This window comes from Planosporangium thailandense (assembly GCF_011947195.1).
GTDB classification, from domain to species: Bacteria; Actinomycetota; Actinomycetes; order Mycobacteriales; family Micromonosporaceae; genus Planosporangium; species Planosporangium thailandense.
Map to the genome: position 1 here is coordinate 418,675 of NZ_JAATVY010000001.1, position 15,355 is coordinate 434,029.

The window sequence follows — 15,355 nt, forward strand, 5'->3', positions numbered from 1 at the left end:
CAAGATCGCGGGAACGGGCTCAGAGCTCGGCGGCCACCAGCTCCGCGACCTGTACGGCGTTGAGCGCCGCACCCTTGCGGAGGTTGTCGCTCGAGCAGAACAGCGCCAGGCCGTGCTCGACGGTTTCGTCGGCGCGGATGCGGCCCACGTACGTCGGGTCCTGTCCGGCGGCCTGCAGCGGAGTGGGGATGTCCGACAGCGCCACGCCGGGGGCGTCCGCCAGCAGTTCGCGGGCGCGCTCGGGGCTGATCGGCCGGGCGAACCGCGCGTTGATCTGCAACGAGTGGCCGGTGAAGACGGGCACCCGCACGCAGGTGCCGGACACCTTGAGCGCCGGAATCTCGAGGATCTTGCGGCTCTCGTTGCGGAGCTTCTTCTCCTCGTCGGTCTCGTCCAAGCCGTCGTCGACGATCGAGCCGGCCATCGGCAGGACGTTGAACGCGATCGGCCGGGCGAACTTGCGGGGCGCCGGGAACTGCACGCCCGAGCCGTCGAAGGCCAGCTCGGTGGCCCGGTCGGCGACCTTGCGAACCTGCTCGTCGAGCTCGGCCACCCCGGCCAGGCCGGCGCCGGACACCGCCTGGTAGGTGGCCACGACGAGGCTGACCAGCTCGGCCTCGTCGTGCAGCGGCCGCAGGACCGGCATCGCGGCCATCGTGGTGCAGTTGGGGTTGGCGATGATGCCCTTGGGGCGCTGAGCCGCCGCGTGCGGGTTCACCTCCGCCACGACCAGCGGCACGTCCGGGTCCATCCGCCACGCCGACGAGTTGTCGATCACCACGGCGCCGGCGGCCGCGACGCGCGGCGCCAGCTCCTTGGAGGTCGCCCCGCCGGCGGAGAACAGCACGATGTCGAGGCCCGAGTAGTCAGCGGTGGCGGCGTCCTCCACCGTCACCTGCCCGTCCTGCCAGGGCAGGGTCCGGCCGGCCGAACGGGCGGAGGCGAACAGCCGCAACTGGGTTACCGGGAACTTCCGCTCGGCCAGGATCTGGCGCATAACGCCGCCGACCTGGCCGGTGGCCCCGACGATGCCGATTCTCATGCCGCGAGATTACCCAGGTCAGCGTGTATTCGCAGGTCAGTATCCCGGCATCCGGATGCGACATGACGAGCGTCACGGCACCGGCGGCCGGCATCGCGGTGGGGCCGCGGAGGCGGCCCCACCGCTACGGGGTAACAGGGGCGAGCCGCGGGTCAGCGGGTGGACACGCGGCGGTAGCGCGCGATGGCCAGCGGCACGAAGACGGCCACGATCGCGGCCGACCACAGCAGGGCGAGCAGGACCGGGTGCTGCGCCGGAAAGCCGCTGCCGCGGGCGAGGCCGGCCGGCGCGTTGCCCCACAGGTCCCGCACCCCCAAGGCGATCGAACTGATCGGGTTCCAGTCGGCGACCGGTCGCAGCCAGTCCGGCAGCGTGTTGGTGGAGACGAACGCGTTGGACAGGAAGGTCATGGGGAACAGCCAGATGAAGCCGGCGGACTGGGCCACCTCGACGCTGCGCGCGGCGAGTCCGATCACCGCGGAGACCCAGCTCATCGCGTACGCGAAGAGAAACAGCAGGGCGAACCCACCGAGGGCGGCCAGGGGACCGGTGTGGACCCGCCACCCGACCAGCAGGCCGCACAGCCCCATGACGACCACGACCAGCAGGTTGTTGAGCAGGTCGGACGTCGTGCGTCCGATCAGCACCGCGGCCCGCGACATCGGCAGCGACCGAAAGCGGTCGACGATGCCCTTGGTCAGGTCGTCGGCGAGTCCGATGGCGGTCAGGGACGAACCGAAGGCGACCGTCTGGGTGAAGATGCCGGCCATCAGGTACTCCTTGTAGGCCACCCCCGTCCCCTTGATCGCGCCGCCGAACACGTACGTGAACAGCAGCACGAACATGATCGGTTGAATCGTGGTGAAAATCAGCAGGTCCGGAACTCGTTTGATCTTGATGAGGTTGCGCTTCGTGACGATCCAGCCGTCGTGAAGCGCACCGGCAGCGGCGCTCATCGCACTCCTTCGGTCTTGACCGGACCGGCCGGCCGCCGGCGATCTGCGGCCGGAATCTCCGCCTCGTTGTCGTCCTCTCCCGTGGTCTGTCCGGTGAGCCGGAGGAAGACGTCGTCGAGGGTGGCGCGGCGGATGCCGATGTCCACCGGTTCCACGCCGGCGGAGTCCAGCAGTCGGGCGACGTCGAGCAGGGCGCGGGTGCCGGCGCCGGCCGGCGCGCTGACCCGGCGCGCCTCGAGGTCGATCTCGGGTACGTCGCCGCAGACCTTCTCCATCGCCATGCGTACCGCCTCGATCTCGGTGGCGAGCGCGACCGTGACCTCCAGCCGCTCGCCGGCGACCTTGCGCTTGAGCTCGGTTGCCGTGCCGCGGGCGATGGCCCGCCCGTGGTCGATGACGACGATCTCGTCGGCGAGCTGGTCGGCCTCCTCCAGGTACTGCGTCGTGAGCAGCAGCGTCGATCCCGAGCGCACCCGCTCGTTGATGACGTCCCACATGCCGAGCCGGCTGCGTGGATCCAGGCCGGTGGTCGGCTCGTCGAGGAAGATGATCGGCGGCGACGTGATGAGCGCTGCGGCCAGGTCGAGCCGCCGCCGCATGCCGCCGGAGTACGTCTTCACGGTGCGCTTCGCCGCGTCCGCCAGCTCGAACCGTTCGAGCAGGTCGTTCGCGCGCTGCCGGGCGCGCGCCTTGCCCAGCTGGTACAGCCGCCCGATCATCTCGAGGTTCTCGTAGCCGGTCAGGTTGTCGTCGACCGCCGCGTACTGCCCGCACAGGCCGATGATCTTCCGTACCCGCTGCGGCTGGGTGAGCACGTCGATGCCGGCGACGCTGACCCGCCCGGCGTCCGGGCGCAGGAGCGTCGCGAGGACGCGGACACAGGTCGTCTTGCCGGCGCCGTTGGGGCCGAGCAGTCCGAGTACGGTGCCTTCGGGCACCTTGAGGTCGAGATGGTCGAGCGCGCGTACCGAACCGTAGGTCTTGACGAGACCTTGCACCAGGATCGCGTCTGCCATGCGGCCAACGTACCGGCGGCGGCGCAAAGTAGCAGCGCAATTTCGATGCGAGATGGTCGAACCGAGCCGGACAAAATGACGTCGGTACATATTAAAGTGTGTCTCGGCCACGTTTTGTATCTGCGAATGAAGGTTCATTGTGGACTTCGTGATGACCGGAAACGTCGGGTAGCCATGGGCGGCCGTCATCGCCGCTCGGGCCGCCGCGGGCGCGGTGGCCGGCCCGCTTCCGGCGGCTTGAGCATCGTCGCCGCCGGTGTGGGCATGCTCGTGTTCCTCACCGGTAGTTGGAGCGTCTACCGTGCGTTGACCGATACCGCGTGTGGGCAGCGCATCCACGTGGGCATCGCGGCGGCGCCCGAGATAGCGCCGGCCGTGCGGGAGACGGCGGCCAAGGCGACCGGCTCGCAGCCGCTCCGCCTGGCCGGCAGGTGCGTGGCTGTCGACGTGACGGCCGTCGACCCCGCGGACGTGGCCGCCGCCGTCGCCGGTCGGCACCAGTCGTCGCTCGGCGGCCTGGGCAGCGCCGACGGCAGGACGCAGGTGCCCGACGTCTGGATCCCCGACTCGTCGATGTGGCTGCAGCGTCTTCGGGTGGGGCCGGACTGGGTGCCCGACGACGCTCCCTCCGTGGCCAGCAGCCCGGTCGTGCTGGCCGTTCCCGAACCCGTCGCGACCACGCTCGGCTGGCCCGACAAGAAGTTCAGTTGGAGCGACCTGCTGCCGCGGCTGACGTCCGACGCCAGACTGCGTACCGGGATAGTCGAGCCCAACCGGGACGCGGCCGGCCTGTCCGGCCTGCTGGCGCTGGCCTCCGGCGGAAACGCGGACGCCGCGGCGGTCGGCCAGCAGAAGATCGTCGGGGTGATGCGGGCGCTCGCCACCGGGCGGGCGACCCTACGCGACGAGCTCGTCGCCCGGTTCCCGCGCGCGGGCGATGCGGTCTCGCTCGCCACGGGGCTCAGCGCGGCGCCGATGACCGAACAGGCGGTCATCGCGTACAACGCACGGCAGCCGTCCGTGCGGCTGGCCGCCCTGTACACCGACCCGGCTCCGGTGGCGCTGGACTACCCGTTCGCGATCATGCCCGGTACCTCTGTCGACAAGGCGGCCGCGGCCAACGCGGTGCTCGGGATTCTCGCCGGTGACGCGTACCGTGACCGGCTGGCCGCCGCTGGTCTGCGCGGGCAGGACGGCGGGGTCGGCGCGCGGTTCGCCACCCCGAAGGGCGCACCGGGCCTCACCGCGCCGGTCAGCGCCGCACCGGACGCGGCCCGCATCGACAGCGTGCTGGCCACCTGGTCGGCCATCACCTCGCCGGGGCGGATGCTCGCGGTGGTCGATGCCTCCGACTCGATGCTCCTGCCGGTGCCCTCCGCCGGTGGCGTGTCCCGTGAGCAGGTGACCGTCGAGGCCGCCCGCCGTGCGATGGCCCTGTTCGACGACAACTGGGCAGCCGGCCTGTGGATGTTCTCGACGCAGCTCGACGGGCTCACCGACTATCGCCAGCTGGTGCCGCTCGGCCCGCTGGGCGACCAGCGCCAGCAGCTGCTCGACGCCCTCGGCGGGATCACGCCGGTGCCCGGCGGCAAGCGCGGGCTGTACGACACCACGCTCGCCGCCTACCGAGCCGTGCGGAGCGGGTGGGATCCGAGTCGGGTCAACTCCGTCGTGATCATGACGGACGGCAGGAACGACGATCCGCAGGGGCTGTCGCTCGACCAGCTCACCGCCGAGCTCAAGAAGGTGATGGACCCGGCCCGGCCGATCGAGATCATTATGATCGGTGTCGGTCCGGACGTGAACGAGGCGGACCTGAGGCGCATCACCGACACCACCGGCGGCGGCACGTTCGTCGCCACCGACCCGGCGAAGATCGGCGATGTCTTCCTGAAGGCGATCGCCCTGCGTACCAGCGTCAAACGCTGAGGGTCGGCGGCCGGTCAGACGACGGCGCCGAGCCCGAGGATCAACACGAACGACACGACCGACAGGATTGTCTCCATCGCCGACCACGTCTTGAAGGTTTGCCCGACGCTCATCCCGAAGTACTCCTTGACCAGCCAGAACCCGGCGTCGTTGACGTGCGACAGGAACAGCGAGCCGGAGCCGATGGCGAGCGCCAGCAGCGGCCTGTTGACGTGGGTCAGATGCTCCACCAGCGGGGCCATCAGCCCGGAAGCGGTCACCGTGGCCACGGTCGCCGAGCCGGTGGCCAGCCTGATTCCGACCGCGATCAGCCAGCCGAGGGCCAGCGCGGAGAGGTGGCTCGCGGCTGCCGCCTTGCCGAGGGACGTGCCGATACCGATCGAGACGAGGATCTGCTTGAACCCGCCACCCGCGCCGATGATCATGACGATGGCGGCGATCGGCGCCAGGCTGAGTCCGAGCAGTTCGTTCACCTTCTGGCGGCTGAAGCCGCGCAGGTACCCGAAGGTGACCATCGCGACCAGTACGGCCAGCAGCAGCGCGACGAACGGGTCGCCGAGGAAGTCCAGAACCGTGCGCACTCCGCTCGTCTTGGCGAGCAGGACGTCGACGAGGGCCTTGCCGAGCATGAGCACGACGGGCAGCAGGACGGTCCCGAGCGCGACGCCGAAGCTGGGCCGGCGGTCGACGGCGACCTCGGTGACCGGCGCGGTCTTCGTGGCGGTGCGGGCGCCGGTGTCGGACTCGGCATCCATCCGCGTTGCCGTCGCGGCGGCCGTCGTGGCCCCGGTCGCGGCGGAGTCGCCGGCGAACTGGGCGACGAGCCGCTCGGGCGGAGCCGGGCGAACCCGACGGCCGATCCAGCCGCCGTAGAGCGGCCCGGCGATGATGACGGTCGGGATGGCGACGATCAAGCCGTACGCCATGGTCTGGCCGAGGTTGGCGTGCAGCGCGCTGATGGCGATCAGGGGCCCGGGGTGCGGCGGCACCAGGCCGTGCATGACCGACAGGCCGGCGAGGGCCGGGATGCCCACGCGGACCACCGAGGTCCGTGCGCGCCGCGCCACGAGGAAGATGACCGGGATCAGCAGGACGACGCCGATCTCGAAGAACAGCGGGATCCCGACGATCATCGCGATGAGCGTCATCGCCCAGGGCAGGCGGCGTTGACTGGTACGGCTGACGATCGTGTCCACGATGCGATCGGCGCCACCTGAGTCGGCGAGCAGTTTGCCGAGCATGGTGCCGAGCGCGACGAGGATGCCGACGCCGCCGAGGGTGCTGCCGAAGCCGCTCTCGAAGTTCTTGATCACATCGGCGGCGCTCAGTCCGGCGCCCAGCCCGCTCACGCCCGAACCGAGGATGAGCGAGATGAACGGATGCACCTTGAATTGCGTGATCAATACGACGACCACGGCGATGCCGATGAACGCCCACACCACGAGGGAGGTGTCGTGTGCGGTCCAGTGCATGGGTGGCTCCCTTGGGGTCAGGGGTGATCGAGCGGCTCGGCCGGCAGGTCGAGAGCGCGGAGGATCTCGTCGACGATCTCGGCCGGCGTCCCCTGTACCGACACCGTGAGTACGCCCTCGTCGGGTCGGGGCGGTTCCAGGTCGGCGAACTGGCTGTCGAGCATGCTGGCGGCGAAGAAGTGCCCGTGGCGCGCGACCATCCGGCTCTTGATCAGATCGGGGCTGCCGTCGAGGAACACGGTGCGCACTTCCGGGCGATGCGCACGCAACAGGTCCCGGTAGGCCCGTTTGAGTCCGGAAGAGGTGACGACGCCGGGCTCATGCGCCGCCCGCCGCTCGTCGATCCACCGACCGATCGCTTCCAGCCACGGCTTGCGATCTTCGTCGGTGAGCGGGTGACCGGCGGCCATCTTCTCCACGTTGGAGCGCGGGTGGAAGTCGTCGGCCTCGGCGTACCGCCAGCCGAGCCGGCCGGCGAGCATCGCGCCCACGGTCGTCTTGCCGCTTCCCGAAACGCCGGTGATCAGGATGATCGACGGATTTCGGTCTTCGTCGGGCAGGGCTGCCATAACCGGCAATCTATCTCGTACCCGGGAGCGGCGCACCGGTCACCGGGTCGAGCTCCGGCTCCGCCATCTGGGACGCACGGGTACGGGGAACCACACGTCCGATCGTGCGAGGGTAGCGTCGCACAGAGCGGCTGATGAAGGGATGAGCGTCATGGCAGACAGGGCACAGATCGGTGTGACCGGGCTTGCGGTGATGGGCCGCAACCTGGCGCGCAACCTGGCCAGGCACGGGCACGCGGTGGCCGTCCACAACCGGTCGAGCGGGCGGACCAGGTCCCTGGTCGAACAGTTCGGTCACGAGGGCACGTTCCTGCCTGCCGAGACACCCGAGCAGTTCGTGGCGTCGCTGGAGCGGCCCCGGCGCGTGGTCATCATGGTCAAGGCCGGCGCGCCGACCGACGCCGTGATCGAGGAGTTCGCGCCGCTGCTGGAGCCCGGCGACATGATCGTCGACGCCGGAAACGCCCACTTCGCCGACACCCGCCGCCGTGAGGCGGCGCTGCGCGAACGTGGCCTGCACTTCGTCGGTACCGGTGTCTCCGGTGGCGAGGAGGGCGCGCTCAACGGTCCGAGCATCATGCCGGGCGGGTCGCGCGAGTCGTACGAGGCGCTCGGTCCACTGCTTGAGGACATCTCGGCGAAGGTCGACGGCACCCCCTGCTGCACCCACGTCGGCCCGGACGGCGCCGGCCACTTCGTCAAGATGGTCCACAACGGCATCGAGTACTCCGACATGCAGCTCATCGCGGAGGCGTACGACCTGTTGCGGCATGCCGGCGGGATGGAGCCGGCGCAGATCGCCGAGGTCTTCCGGAAGTGGAACACCGGTCGACTCGAGTCCTACCTGATCGAGATCACGGCCGAGGTGCTGGCGCACACCGATCCGGCGACCGGCCGGCCGTTCGTCGACATGGTTGTCGACCAGGCCGAGCAGAAGGGCACCGGCCGGTGGACCGTACAGATCGCGCTCGACCTGGGCGTGCCGGTGAGCGGCATCGCCGAGGCGGTCTTCGCGCGGTCGCTGTCCGGCCACGCCGCCCTCCGGGCCGCGGCGCGTGACCTGCCCGGGCCGAGCCCGCGCCGGGCGGACTCCGTCGACGCGCTCGTCGAGGACGTCGAGCGGGCGCTGTACGCATCCAAGATCGTGGCGTACGCGCAGGGCTTCAACCAGATCCAGGCCGGCAGCGCCGAGTACGACTGGAACATCGACCCGGGCGCCATGGCGACGATCTGGCGCGGGGGCTGCATCATCCGCGCTGCGTTCCTCGACCGCATCCGCGCCGCGTACGACGCCGACCGCAACCTCCCGACGCTCCTGGTCGACGACCACTTCCGCGATGCCGTCGCCACCGCGCAGGACTCGTGGCGGCGGGTGGTCACCCTCGCCGCGCAGTCCGGCATCCCGGTGCCGGGCTTCTCGACGGCACTGGCCTACTACGACGGGCTGCGCGCGCGGCGCCTGCCGGCCGCGTTGGTGCAGGGGCAGCGGGACTTCTTCGGCGCGCACACCTACCGGCGCGTTGACCGCGACGGCTCCTTCCACACCCTGTGGGCCGGCGACCGCAGCGAGGTGAACGGCTGACTGAGGCCGGCACAAGATCCGCGCAATGTGTCGCGTGAAGCCACGGTCGACGCGGCTGCGACTCCTGACACGTTGCGCGGATCTCGGCTCTTATCTCGGGTGTCGGCTCGGCTATCTCGGGTGTCGGCTCGGCTATCTCGGGTGTCGGCTCGGCGTCCACGCGAAGGCGAGCGAGCCGCCGATCATTCCGAGCAGCAGGCCGACGAAGAACCCGCCCAGGTTCGAGGTCAGCCACGAGGCCAGCGCCATCAGTACGCCGACGATCGAGTAGAACATGCGCTGGCGGGGGTTGAACCAGACCAGGAGCCCGCACACCACCATGACGGTGGGCGCCAGGTAGGCAGCGAGCCCCAGCGGACCGACGTGCAGGACCACCGGCAGGGGCGCGCGTACCGACCCGAGGATCTCCACGCCGGCGGCCGTCAGGAGTAGTCCTCCCCAGAACGGCCGGCTGCGCCGCCACGTGCGCCAGCCGTGCCGGGCCCGTCCGGTCGCAGCCGTTGGCGCGGCGGTCGATGCGGGCGTGACCGGTGGTCGGTCGGCGGTCGGCGCGGGCGTGACCGGTGGTCGGTCGGCGGTCGTCTCGTCGGAACCGTCCGCGTTCAACACGGTCATCACTAGCAGCCGTCGGACGTGAAGCTCAGGTGGAGGCCGGGCAGGGTGAACTGGGCTGCCGTGGTCGCGAAGTTGTTCTGGCGCAGGTTTTTGATGGTCACGGTCCGCGCCTGCTGACCGAAGACACCGATGTTCCCCGTCACGCCGGGCACCGCCTTCAGCGTGCTCGCGTCCTGGCCGATGTCGATGTGGTCGAACGAGGCGTCACCGGTGATGAGGTCCGAGTCGACCACCATGGTGCGTGCGGTGACCGGTGTGTTGCCCGTGCCCGCGGTTATCTTCAGATGCTCGCCGCCGAGGTCGATGCTCTGGCACAGGTTGGTCAGCGTCGCCCTGTCGATCGCGGATACGACGAGGACCAGCTGGCCGCCGGTGGAACCCTCGTTCGGGCTGCCCGGCGCCATGTGGTCGAGCGTCGCGAACTGCTCGAACCCGGTCCCGTCGAGCCTGGTGGCGGTGACCGTGAACGGCATCCCGGACAGGGAGAACTGGGCGGCGAGAACGCCCTGCGCGGTGAGGGCCACGAGGGTTCCGGCGACGGCACCGGCCGCCACCATCATGGCGGTGAATCGGCGCCAGCGGACTTTTCCGTGTGGCATGGGAGAGGACGGGTCACTGACTTCTTCGTAAGGCATGAGCTACTCCCCGGGACGCATCTGACGGACGACGTCGGTTTTGTCGATAACCGCTGAAACGGGCAGGCGCCATCACGTAACAATCACGATGATCGATACATCGAGTATTGGGGAAGTTACCGTCGCGTAGCAGTGGGGTCAATGGTTCGCCCCGAGTTCGTTGCCTGGTGTCACATCGCGCGTCGTGGCTGGTCGGACGAGGTGGTGCCGGGGTTGCCCCGGGGCTGGTTACCTACTTAGATCAATTTGATTACCTACTTGACGTTGCGATCGCGCGCAGTCTATAAACCCATTGTCATGTATCAATGAGTATCTCTGGGGTGGGAGGAGTACCTTCGCGACTTCCTGTCGCCGCTCGGCATCGGTAATCGAGAAGGCTGATTATTTTGCCTTACGCGGCCGGTTCCGTTGTATTTTCGCGCGCCGCCACGTGAGCCTCATGCGGTCGAATGCGTGGCGCATTCCTGTGCACATTTACGAGATCGAGCGACACAAAGGGAGAGTGAGAAGGGCCATGCGCGCCTACTCGTACCTCGCCGCCACGGTCGTCGCGGCACTGCTCACCGCAGCCGCGGCGGTGCCCGCGTCCGCAGCGACGACCAGCGTGCTTACCACGGGAGATGCCGATGGGGGCGCCATTGCGGTCGGCGACGTTCTGCAGGCCACCCTGAAGTCGGGCACCAACGCCAGCCTGGCCACCGCCTCCGGCGGCTCGACGGGCGTCACGTGCTCCACCTCGAGCTTCGGCGCCACGGTGGACTCCAACCCGGCCACGCCCGGGACCGCGACGGAGACGACCACCGACCAGACCTTCGGCGGTTGTACCAGCAACGTGTTCGGGACGACCGGCGTCAAGAGCGTGACGGTCAACAACCTCCCGTACGTCACGAGCGTCGACAGTGGTACGGGCGCGGTCCGGGTCACCGGTGGATCGGCCGGGCCGATCCAGACGACGCTCGTGCTGAACTCGCTTCTGGGCACGATCACCTGCGTGTACCAGGCCGACGGCAACGCGCTGACCGGAACCGCGTCTAACGCCGACTTCTCGCTCACGTTCGTCAACCAGAAGTTCACCAAGGTGAGCGGCTCGGGCGTCTGCGCCGCCAACGGGTTCTTCACCGCCACCTACGCGCCGGTCCAGGACACCAGCGTGGCCGGCACTCCGGGTGTCTTCGTGAACTGAACGGTCGGCGAGACCCGCGCAATGTGTCACTTCTTGCGGCTATCCGAGCCGGTGAGGCCGCAAAGTGCGACACATTGCGCGGATCTTGGGACGCGCGGATCTTGGGATGCGCGGATCTTGGGATGCGCGGATCTCGGTGTTCATCCTCGCCGGGTGGTTCGGTGTCACCCCCTCTTGGTGGGCAATTGCGCATGGCCGCCGCACCGGAGGCGCACCCCGACGAGCGGATCCAGCTCGACGTCATCGAGGAGCTGAACTGGGACGCCCGGGTTCAGCCGCACGCGATCGGGGTGACCGTCAAAGACGGGATCGTGACCCTGGTCGGGTGGGTGGACAACTACGCCAAGAAGTGGGTCGCCGAGCGGATCGCCCACCACGTACGCGGGGTGAAGGCGGTCGCCGACGACATCGAGGTCAGGCTGCCCACGTCGGCGGAGCGTACGGATGCCGAGATCGCCGCGGCCGCGACCCACGCCCTGAAGTGGGATGCGTTCGTCCCGATCGAGAACATCGAGGTCACCGTCGCGAAGGGCTGGGTCATCCTGCGCGGCGAGGTCGGGTGGGAGTACGAGCGGCGCGCGGCCGAGCGAGCGGTACGCCGGCTGTCCGGCGTCCGGGGCGTCACCGGTCTCCTCACTGTCCAGCCCCGCAGCGGGCCGGTCTTGGAGGATCTCCAGCAGCGCATCGAACGCGCCCTGATCCGCAGCGCGACCATGGACGCCGAGTCGATCGGCGTCCGGGTGGACGACGGCACGGTCGTCCTGACCGGATCGGTTCACTCCTGGGCCGAGCGGGAGGAGGCCGAACGGGTCGCCTGGTCGGCTCCTGGCGTGCGGACAGTGGACAACCAGATCACCGTACTTCCCTGAACGTTGCCAATACTGACAGTAATCGCTGCGGCATCCCAAACGTCCGACCGTCGTGCGAGGACCCCCAAACCCCGTTACTGTCCGTACGTGTGATTGGCAGACGTCTGGCAGCGGCGCTCGGGAGTCTCGTCCTCGCCTCGACCGCGTCGGTGGCGCTGGTCCCCTCCGACGCCGGCGCGTCGCCGGCCGGTCCGCGCGCCGTGAACGCGGCCCGGCCACCGTTCGCGCCGTGCCCGATGTCCACACTGCCCGCGCTGTCGACCCGCCCACCCCGCCCCGCCCCGCCGTCGCGTGATCCGGCCCGGCCGGTGATCGGCGGGGAAGGCCTCGCGACGGCGGGGCTGACGCTGCCACCCGGCGTTCCGCCGCCGCCGGCCAACAAGCTCAGCGCCACCTCGTGGGTGGTTGCGGATCTCGACAGTGGAGCGGTGCTCGGCGCCTGCGCACCGCACGAGCTGAGCCCCCCGGCGAGCATCCAGAAGCTGCTGCTGGTGGCGGCGGTGATGCCAAGGCTCGACCCCGCCCAGGTCGTCGAGGTCACCCAGCCCGACATGGACTTCGAGCCCGACAGTTCGCTCGTCGGCCTGGTGCTCGGTGGGCATTACTCGGTCGAGACGCTGTGGCTAGGGCTGCTGCTGAACTCGGGCAACGACGCGGCGAACGTCCTCGCCCGGCTCGGCGGCGGCGACGCCGGGATGGCCGGTGGCGTGAAGCTGATGAACGACACGGCGCGTCGGCTCGGCGCACTGGACACCCACGCGGCGACCCCGTCCGGTCTGGACGGTCCGGGCCAGTTCACCAGCGCGTACGACATGGCGCTGATCGCGCGGGCCTGCTTCACCCGCGAGGACTTCCGCCGGTACGCCTCGACGCGGTTCGCCGCGATCCCGGCCCAACCGGCGCAGGGTGCCAAGGGGTTCGAGATCGGCAACGACAACAACCTGTTCCTGAACCAGTACCCGGGCGCGCTGGGCGGCAAGATCGGGTTCACCGACGCCGCGCGGCACACGTACGTGGGGGCCGCGGAGCGCAACGGCCGGCGGCTGGTCGTGACGCTGCTCGGCGGGGAGATCGTGCCGAGCCGCGGGTGGCAACAGGGCGTCGACCTGCTGGACTGGGGATTCTCGGTACCCAAGGGTGCGTCGGTGGGCCGGTTGGTGAACCCGGGGGAGATCGACCGGAACGTCGCCGGGCAGGCGTCGACCAGGGTGCCCGTGGTGGCGCTGTCGCCCGCGCAGCGGCAACAGGCGCTCGGCCCCTGGACACCCGTACTGGCCGGCGGCGCAGTGGTCGTCGGCAGCGCCGCGCTGGTCGCCGTACCGATGGTGATGATGGCGGCCCGGCGGCGGCGCGCCCCTGGAACGCCCGGACCGCCCGGCCGGCACCGCTGATCCGAGCTGCCCGGGACACTTCGGTCTCTACCGAAGTGTCCCGGGCATAGCGTGCGCGACATGGTCCGATACCTGACGATGAACCAGTACGCCGATGCCTACGCCGAACTACCCGCTACCGACGACCGGGACCCCGTGGAGCTGGTACCCGCCGCCGTCGACGAGGTACTCGAGATGGCCGAATCGTGGCTGGGCTGGGACGGCCGCCCGGTCTGCCGTGACGGCAACGCCTGGACGCCGCACAAGGCGCTGCGCCGGGTCGGCGACCATCTCCTCGATCACCTCGCCGAGATCGAGTGCCGGCTCGCCGGCCAGCCGACCATCCCGGATCGGTGGCACGGCCGGATGGTGACCACGGACGCCGATTTCGCCCGGTTCACCGAAGTGGATCTCGACGAGGCGACCAGCCGGCTCGGCCGGCTCGCGGCCTGTTACCGGGCGCGGCTGACCGGCCTCGACCCGGACCTGCTCGACCGGCGGCCGGCCGCCGGCGGGTGGACGCTGCGCGAGGTGGTCCATCACGTCGCGAACGTGACCTACTACGCCCGGGTGGTGGGCGATCTGACCGGCGCGGGCTGAAACCGCTGGTACCGGCCGGCCGTCGCGGCGACGATAGCGGGGTGGGTACCGCGGCGGAGCTTCTCGAACACGACGGCGTCCGGCTGCGCCGATGGCGCGACGACGACCTTGACACCGTGCTGCGGGCGGTCACCGAGTCTCTCGACCACCTGGCGCCCTGGATGGCGTGGGCGGCCGACGGGTACGGCCGCGAGGACGCGGCTCTGTTCCTGGAGAAGAGCGCGGCCGACTGGCGGACCGGCACGGCGTACAACTACGCGATCGTCGCCCCGGACGGCGCGGTCGTCGGTGCCTGTTCGCTGATGAGCCGGATCGGCCCCGGCGGGTTGGAGATCGGGTACTGGCTGCACCCGCGCTACACCGGTCGGGGCATCGCGACCCGCGCCGCCGCGGCGCTCGTGGCGGAGGCGTTCCGGCTCGGCGCGGTCCGGGTCGAGATCGTGCACGACGCGGCCAACGAACGCAGCGGCGCGATCCCCCGGCGGCTGGGCTTCGTCGAGGTCGCGCGGCGCAGGCCTCCCCAGGAGCCCGTCACGGCCGGCGAGGTGGGCGAGGACGTCATCTGGCGCCTGGAGCGCTGACGGGAAACCCCGACCGCCTGTGATGGAATGCCGTCATCGTGGGGCGGTACCGGTGAGGGGTGATCGTGATGCGGGTGGACCTGCCTGACGGCCGACGTCTCGACGTGGAGGTGGAAGGGCCGGAAGGTGGGCTGCCGCTCGTGTACCACCACGGCGCGCCGGGCGCCGCGGTGCTGTACCGGCCGCTGGTGGACGCGGCCGCGCGGCACGGCCTGCGGATCGTCACGTACGCGCGCCCGGGCTACGGCCGCTCGGACGCGGCCCCCGGCCGGGTCGTCGCCGACGCGGCCCGGGACACGGCAGCGGTGCTCGACGCGTTGGGGCTCGGTGACTTCGTCACGGTCGGCTGGTCGGGCGGCGGGCCGCACGCGCTGGCCTGCGCCACCGTGCTGGCGGGCCGGTGCATGGCCGCCGCGACGCTCGGCGGGGTCGCGCCGTACACCGCCGAAGGGCTCGACTGGACGGCCGGCATGGGCGCCGACAACATCGAGGAGTTCGGCGCGGCCGTCAGCGGTGAGCCGGCCCTGACGGAGTACCTGCGGGCGCAGGAGGAGGTGCTCGGCAGGGTCACCGGCGCGGAGGTCGCCGACGCCCTCGGCGACCTCGTGTCCGAGGTGGACAGACGCCAATTGACGGGCGGCTTCGCCGACTACCTCGCGGAGTCGTTCCGGATCGCCGTGACCGCCGGGATCGCCGGTTGGCGCGACGACGACCTCGCCTTCATCCGCAAGTGGGGGTTCGACCTGCGGGGCGGCTGCCCGGTGGCGGTGTGGCAGGGCGACCAGGACCGGATGGTGCCGTACGCGCACGGCAGGTGGCTCGCCGCCAACGTGCCGGGAGCGCGGGCCCACCTGCTGCCCGGGCACGGACACCTGTCGCTGTTCGGCCTCGTCGACGAGGTTCTCGACGATCTGGTGGCCGGCCGGGCGTGAGCGG

The 15,355-nt window shown here is 70.3% G+C and carries 15 protein-coding genes; 8 read left to right on the forward strand and 7 right to left on the reverse strand.

What is annotated here, in order from left to right:
• Positions 1-19: 19 nt before the first annotated feature.
• From HC031_RS01965 to HC031_RS01975, 3 genes are all read right to left on the reverse strand, one after another.
• Positions 20-1,042 (reverse strand): aspartate-semialdehyde dehydrogenase, encoded by a 1,023-nt coding sequence (locus HC031_RS01965; protein WP_167923369.1) that lies wholly within the window; start codon positions 1,040-1,042, stop codon positions 20-22.
• Positions 1,043-1,194: 152 nt separating this feature from the next.
• Positions 1,195-1,998 (reverse strand): ABC transporter permease, encoded by an 804-nt coding sequence (locus tag HC031_RS01970; protein WP_167923370.1) that lies wholly within the window; start codon positions 1,996-1,998, stop codon positions 1,195-1,197.
• Positions 1,995-3,014: an ATP-binding cassette domain-containing protein gene (locus tag HC031_RS01975; RefSeq protein ID WP_167923371.1), complete on the reverse strand. Its 1,020-nt coding sequence runs from the start codon at positions 3,012-3,014 to the stop codon at positions 1,995-1,997. Before HC031_RS01975 ends, HC031_RS01970 begins: the two co-directional genes overlap by 4 nt.
• A gap of 237 nt (positions 3,015-3,251) precedes the next feature.
• Here HC031_RS01975 and HC031_RS01980 point away from each other — a divergent pair, with 237 nt between their 5' ends.
• Positions 3,252-4,943, forward strand: coding sequence for a substrate-binding domain-containing protein (locus tag HC031_RS01980; protein WP_240941980.1), 1,692 nt, complete (start codon positions 3,252-3,254; stop codon positions 4,941-4,943).
• Positions 4,944-4,957: 14 nt separating this feature from the next.
• Here HC031_RS01980 and HC031_RS01985 read toward each other — a convergent pair whose 3' ends face one another.
• Both HC031_RS01985 and HC031_RS01990 read right to left on the reverse strand, forming a co-directional pair.
• Entirely contained in the window at positions 4,958-6,415 is a 1,458-nt protein-coding gene (locus HC031_RS01985; protein ID WP_167923372.1) for a GntT/GntP/DsdX family permease, read from the reverse strand.
• A gap of 17 nt (positions 6,416-6,432) precedes the next feature.
• Positions 6,433-6,984 carry a gluconokinase gene (locus HC031_RS01990; RefSeq protein WP_167923373.1) on the reverse strand — a complete coding sequence of 184 codons (552 nt, stop codon included), beginning with the start codon at positions 6,982-6,984 and terminating at the stop codon, positions 6,433-6,435.
• Between the two features lie 151 nt (positions 6,985-7,135).
• Here HC031_RS01990 and gndA point away from each other — a divergent pair, with 151 nt between their 5' ends.
• Entirely contained in the window at positions 7,136-8,566 is a 1,431-nt protein-coding gene (gene gndA / locus HC031_RS01995) for an NADP-dependent phosphogluconate dehydrogenase (RefSeq protein ID WP_167923374.1), read from the forward strand.
• A gap of 132 nt (positions 8,567-8,698) precedes the next feature.
• On the opposite strand, the gene HC031_RS02000 is transcribed toward gndA, so the two are convergent.
• Complete coding sequence (locus HC031_RS02000) at positions 8,699-9,181, reverse strand: DUF6114 domain-containing protein (RefSeq protein ID WP_205862097.1); 483 nt, start codon at positions 9,179-9,181, stop codon at positions 8,699-8,701.
• A gap of 2 nt (positions 9,182-9,183) precedes the next feature.
• Positions 9,184-9,816, reverse strand: a complete 633-nt coding sequence (locus HC031_RS02005; RefSeq protein ID WP_167923375.1) for a DUF6230 family protein — start codon at positions 9,814-9,816, stop codon at positions 9,184-9,186.
• A 502-nt stretch (positions 9,817-10,318) separates the two neighbouring features.
• Here HC031_RS02005 and HC031_RS02010 point away from each other — a divergent pair.
• The 6 genes from HC031_RS02010 to HC031_RS02035 all read left to right on the forward strand — a co-directional run bounded on the left by HC031_RS02010 (position 10,319) and on the right by HC031_RS02035 (position 15,351).
• Entirely contained in the window at positions 10,319-10,999 is a 681-nt protein-coding gene (locus HC031_RS02010; RefSeq protein WP_338090431.1) for a Tat pathway signal sequence domain protein, read from the forward strand.
• A gap of 191 nt (positions 11,000-11,190) precedes the next feature.
• Positions 11,191-11,868, forward strand: a complete 678-nt coding sequence (locus HC031_RS02015; protein ID WP_167923376.1) for a BON domain-containing protein — start codon at positions 11,191-11,193, stop codon at positions 11,866-11,868.
• 89 nt (positions 11,869-11,957) lie between these two features.
• Positions 11,958-13,259, forward strand: a complete 1,302-nt coding sequence (locus HC031_RS02020) for a D-alanyl-D-alanine carboxypeptidase family protein (RefSeq protein WP_338090432.1) — start codon at positions 11,958-11,960, stop codon at positions 13,257-13,259.
• Positions 13,260-13,319: 60 nt separating this feature from the next.
• On the forward strand, positions 13,320-13,838 hold the full coding sequence (locus HC031_RS02025; RefSeq protein ID WP_240941981.1) for a DinB family protein: 519 nt from the start codon (positions 13,320-13,322) through the stop codon (positions 13,836-13,838).
• 41 nt (positions 13,839-13,879) lie between these two features.
• Positions 13,880-14,419: a GNAT family N-acetyltransferase gene (locus tag HC031_RS02030; RefSeq protein ID WP_167923377.1), complete on the forward strand. Its 540-nt coding sequence runs from the start codon at positions 13,880-13,882 to the stop codon at positions 14,417-14,419.
• A gap of 68 nt (positions 14,420-14,487) precedes the next feature.
• Positions 14,488-15,351, forward strand: a complete 864-nt coding sequence (locus HC031_RS02035) for an alpha/beta fold hydrolase (RefSeq protein WP_205862098.1) — start codon at positions 14,488-14,490, stop codon at positions 15,349-15,351.
• The last annotated feature ends 4 nt before the right edge of the window (positions 15,352-15,355 follow it).

Excerpts from the sequence above, each read along its gene's own strand:
- HC031_RS01965 (WP_167923369.1), bottom strand. The coding sequence starts at position 1,042 with ATGAGAATCGGCATCGTCGGGGCCACCGGCCAGGTCGGCGGCGTTATG.
- HC031_RS01970 (WP_167923370.1), bottom strand. The coding sequence starts at position 1,998 with ATGAGCGCCGCTGCCGGTGCGCTTCACGACGGCTGGATCGTCACGAAG.
- HC031_RS01975 (WP_167923371.1), bottom strand. The coding sequence starts at position 3,014 with ATGGCAGACGCGATCCTGGTGCAAGGTCTCGTCAAGACCTACGGTTCG.
- HC031_RS01985 (WP_167923372.1), bottom strand. The coding sequence starts at position 6,415 with ATGCACTGGACCGCACACGACACCTCCCTCGTGGTGTGGGCGTTCATC.
- HC031_RS01990 (WP_167923373.1), bottom strand. The coding sequence starts at position 6,984 with ATGGCAGCCCTGCCCGACGAAGACCGAAATCCGTCGATCATCCTGATC.
- gndA (WP_167923374.1), top strand. The coding sequence starts at position 7,136 with ATGGCAGACAGGGCACAGATCGGTGTGACCGGGCTTGCGGTGATGGGC.
- HC031_RS02000 (WP_205862097.1), bottom strand. The coding sequence starts at position 9,181 with ATGACCGTGTTGAACGCGGACGGTTCCGACGAGACGACCGCCGACCGA.
- HC031_RS02005 (WP_167923375.1), bottom strand. The coding sequence starts at position 9,816 with ATGCCTTACGAAGAAGTCAGTGACCCGTCCTCTCCCATGCCACACGGA.
- HC031_RS02015 (WP_167923376.1), top strand. The coding sequence starts at position 11,191 with ATGGCCGCCGCACCGGAGGCGCACCCCGACGAGCGGATCCAGCTCGAC.
- HC031_RS02025 (WP_240941981.1), top strand. The coding sequence starts at position 13,320 with ATGGTCCGATACCTGACGATGAACCAGTACGCCGATGCCTACGCCGAA.
- HC031_RS02035 (WP_205862098.1), top strand. The coding sequence starts at position 14,488 with ATGCGGGTGGACCTGCCTGACGGCCGACGTCTCGACGTGGAGGTGGAA.